We start from the raw sequence: 15169 nt of genomic DNA on the forward strand, positions 1-15169 counted from the left end.
GGTTATAAAACACGCAGCCTGCCTTGCTCGTGATATAAGCTGCTTTCATTTAGCGCACCGCCGATTAACCGATCGCTACGTAAAGATATTCAGCCACCCTCTCAAATTTTATGACACTTCACCCGTTTAAAGTAAAATTATACTTTTTGTAGAGATGTTATGATAAGTTGATTTGACATATTAACCAAATCAATATACATTATTAATTAGACGTTAAAAATATGACTCCGTAGCTCAGCGGGAGAGCGCTTGCTTGACATGCAAGAGGTCGGTGGTTCGAAACCACTCGGAGTCACTCCAAAATACATATCAGGATACGCCTAAATCAGGCGTATCCTTTTTATTTGTTCAAAAGTGATCCTCGCCCTATTCTTTACCATCATTTTTATTTCAGGTTGTTCCGGCCAGTTCATTGCTTCAACCGGATTTTCAATCATTTCCCGTGACCGACATATAAAGCTGCGGGCGCTTTATCAATAAGCAGCTCAGCACTGTGCACTCCCATCTCATAACTCCATGCAGCAATCTTTGAGAAATGTAATATTCAATGTGTCAGATACTGCGAGGCCGACTTTTGAAGCCATTGTCACCCGTCAAATACTCATTCACCACTTTAATTTTGAAATCGATTGAATATTTTTTATACATATGAAAGCACCCCTAAAGTTGAATTTTGGAGTTCAACTTTAGGGGTGCATGTCAGAACCCGGTCGGGCTTCTGATCGCTTTATATCTCTTTATCATTCCCTGCTTCATCATTCAAAGATTCTTTTTCAGCGGCTCTCGCGTTCTTTTCTTTTTTTCGTTTGCGGGCATACATTACAGCCAGCAGCGTCACCACGATAGATAATACCATTAGGAACACAGCATAGCCGACTAAAGGTTCAAAGCTCAGTTCATCATTGAAATTCGGCAGAATAAAACCTGCCAGCCCCATTATAACTAATGATGCTGTCGGCATAAGCCACCAGTACTTTATTTTAAAGAACGGTATTAAAAAAGATAATATGATGACCATAAGCGTACTGTTTATATAAAACCAAACATCTTCTATCATTGCCTCACCCCTTCTTACTTTCATAATATCTCATTTAAATCCATTAGAACAGATTTTATATAAATTAATGTGTTTTATCAGAATATTCATGTATAATAATATTATACTTCGGTTTCCGAAATTATAAAGGAGTGTCAAACAAATGGGAGAATTAAAATCAAGACATGAAGTGGATGAAAAATATACATGGGATCTCACGCCGCTGTTCGAATCGGACAGTGACTGTGAAAGTGCAATCTCAGATTTTTTGAAGAAAGTTTCTGAATTTGCATCAAAGTATGAAGGAAAAATGGATGATTTGAATACAGCGGTTGCTGCGATGGACGACTTCAGACAATTGGTCGAAAAATTGGTGCCGATCGGCACATATGCGAGTCTGAGACTGTCAGCAGACCAGAGTGATGCAGACGCTCAGAAACTGAGCACCAAAGTGAGTAACGCAAGTGCGAAATTCAGTACAGACACGAGCTTTTTGAGAAGTGACCTGTTAGCTCAGGACGAATCATTTTTAAACTCGATCAAAGAGAAAGATTCAGAGTACGAAAATTTCGTTGATGAACTGATCCGGAACAAGCCATATCAGTTGGATGCAAAAGTTGAGAAGGCACTGGCGGCATACTCCAACGTCTTTAACGGTCCTTACGGCTTATATCAGAAGACAAAGCTGCTGGATATAGACTTCGGTACATTTAAAGCGAACGGCAAAGATATACCACTATCCTACCTTGCTTATGAGGGTGAGCTTGAAAGCCACCAGGATACAGAAGTGCGCCGTAATGCCTACAAGAAATTTTACGGCAAACTTAAGGAATATGAACATACGACGGCCGGCACTTATGATATTCACCTGAAAAAAGAAAAGACGACAGCAGATTTAAGAGGTTTTGACTCTGTGACAGATTACCTGCTGCACCCTCAGGAAGTGGACAGTGAATTATACCACCGCCAGATTGATCTTATAATGGAAGACCTCGCACCGCATATGAGAAGATATGCCAAATTGCTCAAAACAGTGAATGGTCTGGATGAAATGCGTTATGAAGACCTTAAGATTTCCTTAGATCCGTCAAGTGAACCGGAAATCAGTGTTGAGGACTCAAGAAAGTATATAACGGATGCTCTCAGTATCATGGGTGAAGATTACACAGAAATGCTCAACCGTTCTTATGATGAAAGATGGATAGATTTCGTTCAGAACAAAGGGAAATCCACCGGTGCATTTTGTGCGAGTCCGTATGGTTCCCATCCATTCATACTGATTTCATGGACATCATTGATGACGGAAGTTTTTGTACTGGCTCATGAACTCGGCCATGCGGGGCATTTTTATAATGCGAACCGTGAACAGAATGTATTTGACGCAAGAAGCTCAACTTACTTTGTAGAGGCACCGAGTACTATGAATGAGATGTTGATGGCGAATCATCTGCTTAAAAATTCGAAGGATCCTAAATTCAAGCGCTGGGTAATCAGTTCAATCATTTCAAGAACTTATTACCATAACTTTGTCACTCATCTTCTGGAAGCGGCATATCAGCGTGAAGTCTATAAGAAAGTAGACACTCATGAAAGCTTGAGTGCCAATGATTTAAACCAGCTGAAGCGCGGTGTAATTGAAGAATTCTGGGGAGACGACGTGGTCATTTCTGAAAATGCCGAACTGACATGGATGAGACAGCCCCACTACTATATGGGACTTTACCCTTACACATATTCAGCAGGTCTGACAATTGCGACTCAGATGGGCAGACGTGTATTGGATGAGGGACAGCCTGCAGTCGATGACTGGCTGAAAGTTTTAAAGGCAGGCGGTACGAAGTCGCCGGTTGAACTTTCGAAAATGGCGGGTATCGACATCACCACCGATAAGCCCTTGAAAGATACTATCGCCTACATTGGCGAGCTGGTGGATGAACTGGAGAAATTAACTGAAGAGATTGAAGGATAATAACCATGCATGGCTTTCTTGCCATGCATTTTTCACTTTGAAATAAACGATCCCGATTGATTGCTATAGTGATTGAGATTGTGGTATTATCTCTCTTGTGTTTTAAAGCCCGCGCAATATAAAGGAGATAAAATAATGGATCATACTGATAACTCTTGGAATCTGCCGAAAAAAGATAAGGCACTGATGATAGCTGCACTTTTAACGGGAGCATTCATGGGTATCGTAAATGAAACTTTACTCGCAACCGCTCTGCCATCCATCCAGGAAGCATTTGGAATTACACAGGCAGAGGTCCAGTGGATGACTACTGCATTTTTAATGGCAAATGGGATTATGATACCTATTTCAGCATTTTTGATTGACCGCTTTTCCACCCGGGGTTTATTTTTAACAGCGATTGGATTATTCGGGTTAGGTACATTAATCGCATCAGCAGCACAGATTTACCCCGTGCTTATACTGGCACGTATTGTACAGGCATCAGGGTCCGGTATCATGCTGCCGCTATTGATGACGGTCCTGCTTGCAATTATTCCCGTCAATAAACGGGGGACAGCGATGGGGATGATAGGAATCGTCATCGCTTTCGGTCCGGCCATCGGCCCAACGTTATCGGGGTTTTTATTGGAGTTCTTTTCATGGCGTTCACTGTTCCTTACAGTACTGCCGATTGTTGTAATCACTATGATTACAGCATATTTATTTCTTCATAATGTGACTGATCTCGGAAAACCTAAAATTGATATAATATCCATCGTATTATCTTCTGTCGGTTTCGGATCGTTCTTATATGGTTTCAGCATCGCTTCGAATGAAGGATGGACAAGCCCGGTCGTCCTGACCACCTTGACTGTCGGCGTAATCATTATAGGATTATTCGTATGGAGACAGCTGATTTTAAAAACACCGATGCTCGAGTTCAGAGTATTTAAATTTAAAATATTTACACTTGCCATCATCATTTCAATGACGGTCATGGTATCGTTGATCGGTGCAGAGACGCTGCTGCCGTTGTTTATGCAGAACGTGCTTGATTTCAGTCCGCTGCAATCGGGTCTGATGCTGCTTCCAGGTGCAATTGTCATCGGAATCATGTCACCCATCACCGGCAGGCTCTATGACCGATACGGAGCGAAATGGCTTGCATTGATGGGACTTGGAATAGTAACTGCCACAACATTCATGTTTACGAATCTGTCACTGGATACAACATTCACCTATTTGACGATCATTTATGCGATTAGAATGTTTGGCTTATCCATGGCACTCATGCCGGTAATCACATCAGCACTGAACCAGCTGCCGCCAAAGTGGTATTCACACGCTTCAGCGATGACAAATACGATGCAGCAAATATCAGCAGCCATCGGCACAGCAATCCTGATCACCCTTGTTTCAATGGGCGCAAACAGTTTCATACATGGCGAAGATATGCCGCAGGAACTGGCTGTAAAAGTGGCACAAGTCGTCGGCTTTGAATGGGCATTTATGGGAAGTACGCTTCTTGCCCTCACCGCATTTATACTCGCGATGTTCATGAAGCGGCCGAAAGAAGAAAAAGAGATTATCAGAAAGCTGCACATGGAGGATTCCAAATAACAAAATAAAAAAGCACGTCCTGCATAATTTTTGCAGGACGTGCTTTTCAATTCCATGGCGAATAAAGATCATATAAAAAGGTATGACAGCAAATGCCATACCTTGAGAGTTCTCATTTGCAATTACTTCAAATAGGTTCCCCCGTCACGCTGTTCAACTTTCTTTTCCTTCATCAGCCTGCCAAGAGCACGCTTGAAAGAACCTTTCGACATATTGAACGCTTCTTTTATATCTTCCGGATCCGATTTGTCCGTCATAGGCATCATGCCGTCATTTTTAGTAATATAGTCCAGTATCTTTTCAGCGTCATCATCCATCTTTTTATATGCCTGCTGTAAAAATGAACCATTGATTTCACCTTTGTCGTTTACACCGATTGCTCTGAATTTGACAAGTTCACCGAGTCTCGGTTCTTTTTCCCGTTCAGATTCATGAATGAATACTTTACGGCCGTCAGGGGTCAGAAGGAATGTACCAACTCTGAGCAGACGATATGGTCTCGCTTCAAACCATTTGTTTTTAATCGTTTCAAACTCTTCCTGCGGAACAGGTGTAAAACGCTCAGCAACTTCCTCTTCCGAGATCAGTTTACCAAAGAGCTGGTTGTCTGACTCTGCTCTCAGCTGCGTATATACTTCATCGCCCTCTTTTGGCCATACATCCTTTACTTTCGGCAAGTCCACCCATGGGATTAGAATTTCTCTTGGTGAACCGATATTAATGTACGCTCCGTCTCTATTCACTTCCACAACTTCTGCAAAACCGAATTTATCGACCGCGACCGGTGGTACGATCGGTGCCGCAAAAAGTTCGCCACTTCTGTTCGGATAGATGAATGCACTGATTTCATCGCCGATTTCATGATCTTCTTTTGTTGCTGAAGCATTCATACGGATGAATGTATTAGCATCATATTTCAAATGATACGTTGAACCTTCTTTCTTGATCACTTCTAAAAATTGCACTGTTCCTGATATGTTATCCATAATATGTCCCCTAAATAATTTGTCATATAATTGCGTTAATCACATCTGTCATATCATCATTGATGACAAGGTTTGCGTCACCGTCAAACGGCGTTTCGTCCTGGTTGATTATGACAAAGTTTTTACCGCTGAAATAAGTCGTCAAATATGCAGCGGGATTAACAACAAGCGAAGTGCCTAAAACGATTAAAGTATCTGCTGCCTGCAGTTTAGACATTGCACTCAACACGGTCAATTCATTTAATGTTTCGCCGTAAAGTACAATGTCCGGCCTCACTGCCCCGCCACACTCACAATAAGAAATATCATTGTCCATTACTTCTGTTTTATGATAGGTCTTTTTACATTTTATACAATAAAATTCATTGAGAGAACCATGTAACTCATCTACATTACGGCTGCCGGCATCCCGGTGAAGACCATCGATATTTTGTGTGATGACACCGGTAGATTGACCGGATGCTTCAAGCCTGGAGATGAATTCATGTACTGTGTTCGGAGATTTATCTGCGAGTAATAATCTTTTTTTATAAAAGTTGATAAAACTATCAGGGTCATCTTCTAAATGGTTAATGCTGAGTAAGTATTCCGGGGATTGGCCTTCACCGGAAATTTCATCAAATAAACCGCCCATACTTCTAAAATCGGGTATGCCACTTGCAACAGAAACACCTGCGCCTGTGAAAAAGACAATGTTTTCAGAATCTGAAATGATATCAGATAGTTGTTGATATTGCTGTTTCATCACTTTTCTCCTCTTATATGTTATTTTAATAGTATCATATTTGTGGTATTATCGCTTAAGGAATATATTTAAGGAGAATGTGTATGTTACAAGTTAGTGACGTAAGTTTACGCTTTGGCGACCGTAAACTTTTTGAAGATGTGAATATTAAATTCACACCTGGAAACTGTTATGGATTAATCGGAGCGAATGGAGCCGGAAAATCAACTTTCCTGAAAATTTTATCAGGCGAACTTGACGCTCAGTCAGGCCATGTTTCCATGGGTAAAGATGAGCGCCTTGCCGTGTTGAAACAGGACCAGTTCGGTTATGAGGAGTACCGTGTTCTGGATGTCGTACTGATGGGACACCAGAAACTTTACGATATAATGAATGAAAAAAATGAAATATATATGAAACCTGACTTCTCGGATGAAGATGGCATCAGAGCTGCCGAGCTTGAAGGTGAATATGGAGAGATGGGCGGATGGACTGCTGAAAGTGATGCAGAAAGTCTGCTTCACGGACTGGGCATCGACAGTTCCCTCGTTGAGAAGAATATGTCGGAGCTTGACAACAGTCAGAAAGTTAAAGTGCTGCTTGCCCAGAGCCTGTTCGGTAACCCTGACATTTTACTGCTGGATGAGCCGACCAACGGTCTTGATATTGAAGCGATCCAATGGTTGGAAGATTTCCTGATCAACTTTGAAAACACAGTTATCGTCGTTTCCCACGATCGTCATTTCCTGAATAACATATGCACTCATATTGCTGACCTGGATTTTGGAAAGATACAACTATATGTAGGAAACTATGATTTCTGGTATCAATCCAGCCAGCTTGCACTGCAGATGGCACAGGATCAGAATAAGAAAAAAGAAGAGAAAATCAAAGAACTCAAAGATTTCGTTGCACGCTTCAGTGCGAACGCTTCAAAATCCAAGCAGGCGACGAGCCGTAAGAAGACGCTTGAAAAAATTGAGCTGGAAGATATCAAGCCATCATCCAGAAAATATCCTTTTGTAAACTTCACCCCTGAGCGTGAAATCGGGAATGATCTATTATATGTCAACGGCTTGACTCATTCCATCGATGGAAAAAAAGTGCTTGATAACGTGAGCTTCACTTTAAATCCGTATGACAAAGCGGTATTGATGGGTCACACAGAAGTTGCCCGCACTACCCTTCTAAAGATTCTTGCAGGTGAAATTACGCCTGACGAAGGTGAAGTGCGATTCGGTGTGACAACTTCCCAAAGCTATATGCCCAAAGATAACTCTGAGTACTTTGAAGGTGTAAATATCGACCTGGTTGAATGGCTGCGTCAATATGCACCTGAAGATGAACAGACAGAAACATTCATCCGCGGCTTCCTCGGCAGAATGCTCTTCAGTGGTGAAGAAGCGAAGAAAAAAGCAAGTGTACTATCAGGTGGAGAAAAAATGCGTGCAATGCTGAGTAAAATGATGTTATCAAAAGCGAATGTTATTTTACTGGATGAGCCGACCAACCACCTTGACCTGGAAAGTATTACAGCGGTAAACGAGGGACTTAAGAAATTCAAAGGTTCAATTATCTTCACTTCCCATGACTTTGAATTCATCAATACGATTGCCAACACGGTAATAGAACTGAAGCCTGAAGGTGCAATCGTAAAAGAGTCCACTTACGAAGAATATCTGAAAGATAAAGGTGTTTTGAAAGTTTAAGGTTTACTTTCTGAATATTTGTGTTTATAATGATATTTAATAATTAAATAGCGAGATGAGGCGCATCGATCATCAGTAACTTATTAACCATTAATTCTCGAGAATTATAGTAAGTGAAAGGGTAAGATGCCGAAATGGTCTATTTTTCGAGAGATAGGCTGTTGGGTCACTAGGTTAAGAGCTAATGACTTGTCATTATTATAATGATAATGGAGTGCATCACTTGTATATAAACTTTAACAAGTCCGGCATTCCGGGCTTGTTTTTTTATTATCTGACAATATCTCGTTCTTTAATAACATTTTAGGAGGAATTTTAATGGTAAAAGTTGCAGTTGCTGGCGCTACCGGTGTTGTAGGTAGCAAATTAATTGAAATGTTGGAGCATTATGAAATTAAATATGATGAACTGGTATTATTTGCTTCTAAAAGATCCGCCGGTAAGGAAGTTTCAGTCGGTGGACAAACATATGTTATTCAAGAACTTACCGAAGAAAGAGCGCAGGAGAAATTTGACTACGTCGTGATGAGTGCCGGCGGATCAACGAGTGAAAAGTTCGCCCCGCTGTTTGAAGAAAGCGGCGCAATCGTCATAGACAACTCCAGTCACTGGAGAATGAACGAAGATGTGGACCTGATCGTCCCTGAAATAAATAAACCGAAACTGAAAAGAAGAATCATAGCGAACCCGAACTGTTCAACGATTCAATCGGTAGTATCCTTAAAACCGCTGCAGGATAAATTTGGAGTCAAGCGGGTCCACTATGCAACTTACCAGAGTGTGTCCGGATCAGGTGAAGGCGGTATACGCGATCTGGAGGAAGGTGCCAATGGTGCAGAACCGACAACCTATCCTCACCCGATCTACAATAACGTCCTGCCGCATATCGATGATTTTCTGGATGACGGCTATACAAAAGAAGAAAAGAAAATGATTGATGAAACAAAAAAAATACTGGAAGATGATTCAATAGAAGTGACAGCAACATGTGTCAGGGTGCCGATCATCACAAGCCATGCGGTTCAGATGAACGTTACGTTGGATAAGGAAGCCACGGTTGACGAAGTGAAACAAGCATTTGAAGGTTTCCCGCATATCGTAGTTATGGATAACCCGGAAAAGAATGAATATCCGACACCACTTGATGCTGCAAACCGTTCTGAAATCTTTGTCGGCAGAATTCGCAAAGACCCTACCCTTGCGAACACATTCCATGTGTGGTGTGTAGGAGACAACTTACTCAAGGGAGCGGCACAGAACACTGTCCAGATTCTGAAGTCATTAATGGATAATAATAATTAATAGGAGTGTTATATATGAACCCGATTTTTGAAGGTATTGGAGTTGCAATGACCACCCCGTTTAATAATAACGAAGTAGACTATGACGCTTTTAAAAAACATATTGAATATTTGATTGAAAATGATACACAGGCATTGATCATCAATGGCACAACAGGAGAATCCCCTACTCTTTCAGGTGATGAAATCAGACAATTGATCGAAGTGGGAATCGAAACAGCTGCAGGACGTGTACCGGTCATCGCCGGTACAGGCACAAATTCGACCATGAATTCGATCGAACTGTCGAAGTTCGCAATGGATGCCGGTGCAGACGGTGTAATGCTGATTACGCCGTACTATAACAAAGCGAATCAGAAAGGCCTTGTTGCACACTTCAGTGCGATTGCAGACTCAATTGATATACCTGTCATCCTCTATAACGTGCCAGGCAGAACAGGGATGACAATCGAGCCTGAAACGGTGCTTGAATTGAGCACCCACCCTAATATCGTCGCTTTGAAAGATGCAGTCGGCGACTTGAACTATACAATCAAAGTATTGAACTTGATCGATCAGGATGAGTTCGTACTGTACAGCGGCAATGATGATAACCTGGCAGATTTCATACAGCTTGGCGGTAAAGGCCTGATCAGTGTTGTCGGCAATGTCATCCCTGGGGAGCTTCAAAACGTTTATGAAAGAATGACTTCCGGCGACTTCACTGCAAAACATACATTCACCAGCCTCATGCCGGTAATCGATGCCGTTCAGGTGGACGTCAACCCTATTCCTATCAAAGTGCTGACGAGCGAACTCGGTTTTGGCAATTATGAACTGAGACTGCCGCTGTTGCCTGTGGAATCAGAAACGCGTCAGGAAATTGTGAAAGCATATGAGAATTTCAAAGAGGGATCGAGAGTATGAAGGTCCTCCTCATAGGCTACGGCACAATGAATAAAATAACCGAGCGCCTGCTGACGGACGCCGGACATGAAGTGGTCGGTGTCATAGCCCGGACTAATGACTCAGATTATCCCCACTTTGAAGATATTGACGGAGCCGGTGCAGATGTAGCGATTGATTTTTCCAACCCGGAACTTCTGCTCCCGTTGATTGAAAAAGATTTTAAAACTCCGATTGTCGTTGCCACAACAGGTGAAAAGGACACGATTGTCGAGACGTTAAAATCAAAAAGTCAAAATGCTCCGGTCTTTTTCAGTGCGAATATGAGCTATGGTGTACACGTGCTGAACAACCTTCTCAAAAGCGCACTGGAACAGCTGGATGATTTCGATCTTGAGCTCATCGAAGCACATCACAATAAAAAAGTCGATGCGCCAAGCGGTACACTGGTCAAATTGCTGGATACAGCGCTTGACCATCGCGATGAGAGTCACGCAGTTTATGACCGTTCCGATGTCTACCAGCAAAGAGATGAAAAAGAAATCGGAGTATCAGCCATCAGGGGCGGCACTATTGTGGGCGAACACACTGCCCTGTTTGCAGGACTGGATGAAGTGATTGAAATCAGACACCGCGCGCAGTCGAAGGAAATCTTTGCAAACGGTGCGATAAAAGCAGCAGAAGTATTACACAAAAAAGATAATGGTTTTTACGATTATAATAATTTATTTAAAGGAGAATAATTGATGGAAAAGTTTACAGCAGAGGACATAATTCAATATATATCGGATGCCAAGAAGGAAACACCAGTAAAAGTATATGCAAATGGAAGTTTTGGGGATGTAACTTTCCCTGAGAACTTTAAAGTTTTTGGTTGCAAGAGTTCAAAGACGATCTTTGCAGATTATGATGAATTCAATGAATTCTATAATGATAATAAAGATATTTTTACAGAGGTAGAAATTGAACAGGACCGCAGAAATTCAGCTATTCCATTAAAAGATCTGACTAATACAAAAGCACGTATCGAACCTGGTGCGTTCATCCGTGAGCATGCAGTAATCGAAGATGGTGCTGTCATCATGATGGGTGCAACAATCAATATCGGTGCCATCGTCGGCGAAGGTACGATGGTTGATATGAATGCTTCACTCGGCGGCCGTGCAACAACAGGCAAAAATGTTCACGTCGGTGCAGGTGCAGTACTTGCAGGCGTCATTGAACCGCCAAGTGCCTCCCCTGTCGTTATCGAAGATGACGTTCTGATCGGCGCAAACGCAGTCATCTTAGAAGGTGTCCGTGTCGGTAAAGGCGCCATTGTGGCAGCTGGCGCAATCGTCACAGAAGATGTACCCGAAGGCGCAGTCGTTGCCGGTACCCCTGCGAGAGTCATTAAGCAGGCAAGTGAAGTTGAAGGTTCAAAAAGAGAAATCGTTTCAGCATTAAGGAAATTAAATGACTGAGATTGAGTTTGTAACAAAACATCGAAGACATCTGCATGAAAATCCCGAACTCAGCATGAATGAGTTCGAAACAACATCATATATAATAGAGATTATAGAATCTCTTGATATTGATTATACGCAACCACTTTCAACAGGAGTGGTTGCGTATTTAAAAGGGAACAGCAATACCACCCTTGGATTTCGAGCAGATATTGACGCACTGCCTATTCAAGAAGAGAACGATGTGGACTACAAAAGTAAAAATGACGGTGTGATGCATGCCTGCGGCCATGATGGCCATACGGCCGCCCTCCTTTTATTCCTCAAAAGATGCAAGCTTTTGAAAGATGAAGGTGCCCTCCCGCACAATTGTTATTTCATCTTCCAGCCGAGTGAAGAAACGATGGCGGGTGCCAGGCAGATGATAGTTAATTGGACGGACAGACAAGCAATCGATGCAATCTTCGGGATTCACATCATGCCTGACGAAAGTACAGGTCTTGCCCTTTTCAGAGATAATGAAATAACAGCCAGTGCGACTGAGTACAGGTTTTATATCGATGGCTTGTCTGCGCATGTTGCAAACAAGCACAAAGGTAAATCAGCGGTCGAAGCATTGATGTTCATCACACGGGAAATCACTCAGATTCAGCAGTTCCATCTGGACGGGCTGAACCGCAATATCATTCATATCGGGCAGATGAATGCCGGAGAAGCCATTAACACGGTGCCGTCAAACGGCTATCTCGAAGGGACGATCAGAACATATGAGGAAAATGATCTGAGCATCATAAAGAGTCATATGGAAAAAATAAAAACCAGTGCAATGAATTTATACGACTGTGAAATTGAGCTGACCTACAATGAAGGTTATCCGCCTGTTAAAAATACGCCGGCACTGCAGGACATCGTATACGACAGTGTCGAAGCAACCGGGCTGAAAGCCGTCATTAAAGATAAGCCGTATTTGTTTGGAGAGGATTTCAGCTTCTACGATGCGATTGCCCCGACGTATTTTATATTTATCGGAGCTCAGGATAAGGCGCAGGGCTTTATGAGCAGCCTGCACACTTCCACATTTAATTTTGATGAGTCGGTACTGATTAAAGTCGCTGACTATTATGAAAATATATTGAAGAATTATAGTAACTGAGGTTGATAATATGAGCGGGATATTGACGATAGACAGAAAAAAACTTGTCACACAGGCAAAACAGGTTCAAAGCGGCACACCAACGATTGCTGTCGTGAAAAATAATGCCTATAACTTTGGATTGAACCTTGCGGTCCGGGCATTTTTAGAAGCGGGTATCACCGCTTTTGCAACAACCTCATTGAAAGAAGCGGAAGCAATAAGAAAGATCACTGAAGATTCAATGGTATTTCTTTTGAATCCGACTTATGAGTTTGAGTTCGTAAAATCTTTGAATTTAAGTATGACCCTCCCTTCCCTTGAGTACTACAACAAGTATTATGAGGGACTGAAAGGAATTAATGTACACATAGAATACGCAGGGCTGTTCAACCGTTCAGGATTCGAATCTTTCAGTGAAGTTGAAGAAGTGCTCAATCACCAAATGACTTTGAATGAGCAGGAGCGGTTTATTATCCAGGGTGCGTGGTGCCATTTCGGCTACGCTGATGAATTCGACGGTATTTATGAAATCGAGCGGAAAAATTGGCTTGATTTTCTCGGCCACTTCAAAAAACTGAACATGGTGCTTGAATATATCCACTCTCAAAATACAGCAAGTTTCTCACGGGACGGTCTGCTTGAAGGCCATACTCACACGAGACTCGGTATAGGATTATACGGCTCCAAGCCCTACTCCGGTTTAAATGATGAGCTGTTCATCCAGCCATTTGCTCTTTATTCCAAAGTAGTACAGGTTAGGAGCATGGATGAAGATATGCCGATGGGTTATGGCGGCTCATTCGTCGCAGACAGAAAAACGAAAGTGGCTGTTGTGGATATCGGTTACGGGGACGGGGTGCTCAGGAAACGTGCGGCATATGACTGTCTGATTAACGGAAAAAGGTACCCGATTGTCACTTTGATGATGAGCCATATGATAGTTGAAGTTGACGAAGCGGTTTCCATTAATGATAAAGTGTATATATATCATCCTGAAATGCGTCTGGATGAATATACATTTAAAGGTGTCGGTGCAAATTCCGAACAGCTTGCCACATTAAACTACAATACTTTGACAAAGGAGATTATACATGACTCTGGAATATCATAATGACAAACTGCAATTCAGCGGACAGGATGTCACGAATCTGGCAGACCAATACGGTACACCGCTCATCATTTATGATGAGGTCTATATGCGTGACATGATGAGACGATTTCACGCAGTGCTTTCTTCTCATCTGGACAATTATTCTGTATCATACGCATCAAAAGCTTTTACAGCACTGCAGATGATCAATTTATTAAAAGAAGAAGATATGGAAATCGATGTTGTTTCTTCAGGGGAATTATATACAGCGATTAAAGGTGGATTCTCACCGTCACTGATCAAGTTCCACGGAAACAATAAAACGGTCGAAGAACTGGAATTCGCACTCGATCAGGGTGTCGGCCTCTTCATCATCGATTCCCTCGATGAAGTGAAATTACTGTATGACCTTGCAAAAGATCCAGTCGATGTCTTGATCAGAGTGAACCCGGGTGTGGATGTGGATACACATGACTTTATCTCCACCGGTCAGACAGACAGCAAGTTCGGTCTGTCCATCGTTGACGGCACTGCATTGAAAGCCATCATGGATATAGATAAAGCGGAAAACCTGAATTTTAAAGGCATCCATTATCATCTCGGCAGCCAACTGTCCGATCCGGCACCGTTCGTCAATGCACTGACTGCTGTCTATGATTGGCTGAATGATCATGAAATTGAAATAGAGATTTTAAACATGGGTGGCGGATTCGGCGTCAAATATACTGATGAAGATATCAGATTCCCGATTGAAGAAGGATTTGAAGAAATTCTTATACAGTTGAAAACAGTTTGTAACCAGTACGACCTGGAACTGCCGCATGTCATGATTGAGCCCGGACGTTCGATTGCTGCAGAAGCGGCTGTCACGATTTATAAAGTCGGGACTGTCAAAGACATACCGGGTGTCAGCAGGTATGCGTCGATAGACGGCGGTATGAGCGATCATATACGCACACCGCTCTACGGGGCCGAATATGATATAATACCCGTTAAAAAGCAGACTGATGATGTAGAGAGCATATCTACACATGTTGTCGGCAAACTTTGTGAATCGGGAGATATTATAGGTAAAAATAAACCTCTGCCTTCGGATATCGAACGTGATGACTATGTTGCTGTAAAAACAACTGGTGCCTATCACTACTCCATGGCATCGAATTATAATCAGATGCAGAAACCTGCAGTCATTTTCATCTCACCGCATGGTGTGAAACAGGTGATCAAGCGTCAGACGCTCGATCAGCTTATCCAGAATGATGTACTCATAGAAGAATAAAGACATAA

13 protein-coding genes, 1 tRNA gene and 1 riboswitch are annotated in these 15169 nt (G+C 42.3%); of the genes, 11 read left to right on the plus strand and 3 right to left on the minus strand.

What is annotated here, in order from left to right; genetic code table 11:
* The first annotated feature begins 223 nt into the window (after positions 1-223).
* Positions 224-295, plus strand: a tRNA-Val gene (locus BO48_RS07420).
* A gap of 432 nt (positions 296-727) precedes the next feature.
* Here the strand turns inward: BO48_RS07420 and BO48_RS07425 are convergent.
* The gene (locus BO48_RS07425; protein ID WP_496366790.1) at positions 728-1057 is read right to left on the minus strand and encodes a hypothetical protein; all 330 of its coding nucleotides are present in this window, start codon (positions 1055-1057) and stop codon (positions 728-730) included.
* 142 nt (positions 1058-1199) lie between these two features.
* Between BO48_RS07425 and pepF the strand changes: the two genes are divergently transcribed.
* Both pepF and BO48_RS07435 read left to right on the plus strand, forming a co-directional pair.
* Positions 1200-3005 (plus strand): oligoendopeptidase F, encoded by a 1806-nt coding sequence (gene pepF / locus BO48_RS07430; RefSeq protein WP_496366791.1) that lies wholly within the window; start codon positions 1200-1202, stop codon positions 3003-3005.
* Between the two features lie 135 nt (positions 3006-3140).
* Positions 3141-4607 carry an MDR family MFS transporter gene (locus BO48_RS07435; RefSeq protein ID WP_496366792.1) on the plus strand — a complete coding sequence of 489 codons (1467 nt, stop codon included), beginning with the start codon at positions 3141-3143 and terminating at the stop codon, positions 4605-4607.
* Between the two features lie 122 nt (positions 4608-4729).
* Here BO48_RS07435 and BO48_RS07440 read toward each other — a convergent pair whose 3' ends face one another.
* On the minus strand, positions 4730-5593 hold the full coding sequence (locus tag BO48_RS07440; RefSeq protein ID WP_496366793.1) for a CvfB family protein: 864 nt from the start codon (positions 5591-5593) through the stop codon (positions 4730-4732).
* A gap of 22 nt (positions 5594-5615) precedes the next feature.
* Positions 5616-6341: an NAD-dependent protein deacylase gene (locus BO48_RS07445; RefSeq protein ID WP_496366794.1), complete on the minus strand. Its 726-nt coding sequence runs from the start codon at positions 6339-6341 to the stop codon at positions 5616-5618.
* An 80-nt stretch (positions 6342-6421) separates the two neighbouring features.
* Between BO48_RS07445 and BO48_RS07450 the strand changes: the two genes are divergently transcribed.
* From BO48_RS07450 to lysA, 8 genes are all read left to right on the plus strand, one after another.
* A complete protein-coding gene (locus tag BO48_RS07450) occupies positions 6422-8026 on the plus strand; it encodes an ABC-F family ATP-binding cassette domain-containing protein (protein ID WP_496366795.1) in 1605 nt (534 codons plus the stop codon).
* 47 nt (positions 8027-8073) lie between these two features.
* Positions 8074-8254, plus strand: a riboswitch (Lysine riboswitch).
* Positions 8255-8344: 90 nt separating this feature from the next.
* A complete protein-coding gene (locus BO48_RS07455; RefSeq protein ID WP_496366796.1) occupies positions 8345-9328 on the plus strand; it encodes an aspartate-semialdehyde dehydrogenase in 984 nt (327 codons plus the stop codon).
* A gap of 14 nt (positions 9329-9342) precedes the next feature.
* A complete protein-coding gene (gene dapA / locus BO48_RS07460; protein WP_496366797.1) occupies positions 9343-10233 on the plus strand; it encodes a 4-hydroxy-tetrahydrodipicolinate synthase in 891 nt (296 codons plus the stop codon).
* On the plus strand, positions 10230-10955 hold the full coding sequence (dapB, locus tag BO48_RS07465) for a 4-hydroxy-tetrahydrodipicolinate reductase (RefSeq protein WP_496366798.1): 726 nt from the start codon (positions 10230-10232) through the stop codon (positions 10953-10955). The genes dapA and dapB overlap by 4 nt, the downstream gene beginning before the upstream one ends.
* A 3-nt stretch (positions 10956-10958) precedes the next feature.
* A complete protein-coding gene (gene dapD, locus BO48_RS07470; protein WP_496366799.1) occupies positions 10959-11675 on the plus strand; it encodes a 2,3,4,5-tetrahydropyridine-2,6-dicarboxylate N-acetyltransferase in 717 nt (238 codons plus the stop codon).
* Positions 11668-12810: a M20 metallopeptidase family protein gene (locus BO48_RS07475; protein ID WP_496366800.1), complete on the plus strand. Its 1143-nt coding sequence runs from the start codon at positions 11668-11670 to the stop codon at positions 12808-12810. Before dapD ends, BO48_RS07475 begins: the two co-directional genes overlap by 8 nt.
* A 10-nt stretch (positions 12811-12820) precedes the next feature.
* Positions 12821-13903: an alanine racemase gene (locus BO48_RS07480; RefSeq protein ID WP_496366801.1), complete on the plus strand. Its 1083-nt coding sequence runs from the start codon at positions 12821-12823 to the stop codon at positions 13901-13903.
* A complete protein-coding gene (gene lysA / locus BO48_RS07485) occupies positions 13884-15161 on the plus strand; it encodes a diaminopimelate decarboxylase (RefSeq protein ID WP_496366802.1) in 1278 nt (425 codons plus the stop codon). Before BO48_RS07480 ends, lysA begins: the two co-directional genes overlap by 20 nt.
* The last annotated feature ends 8 nt before the right edge of the window (positions 15162-15169 follow it).

The sequence above is a fragment of the Lacicoccus kunmingensis DSM 17847 genome (genome assembly GCF_059568765.1).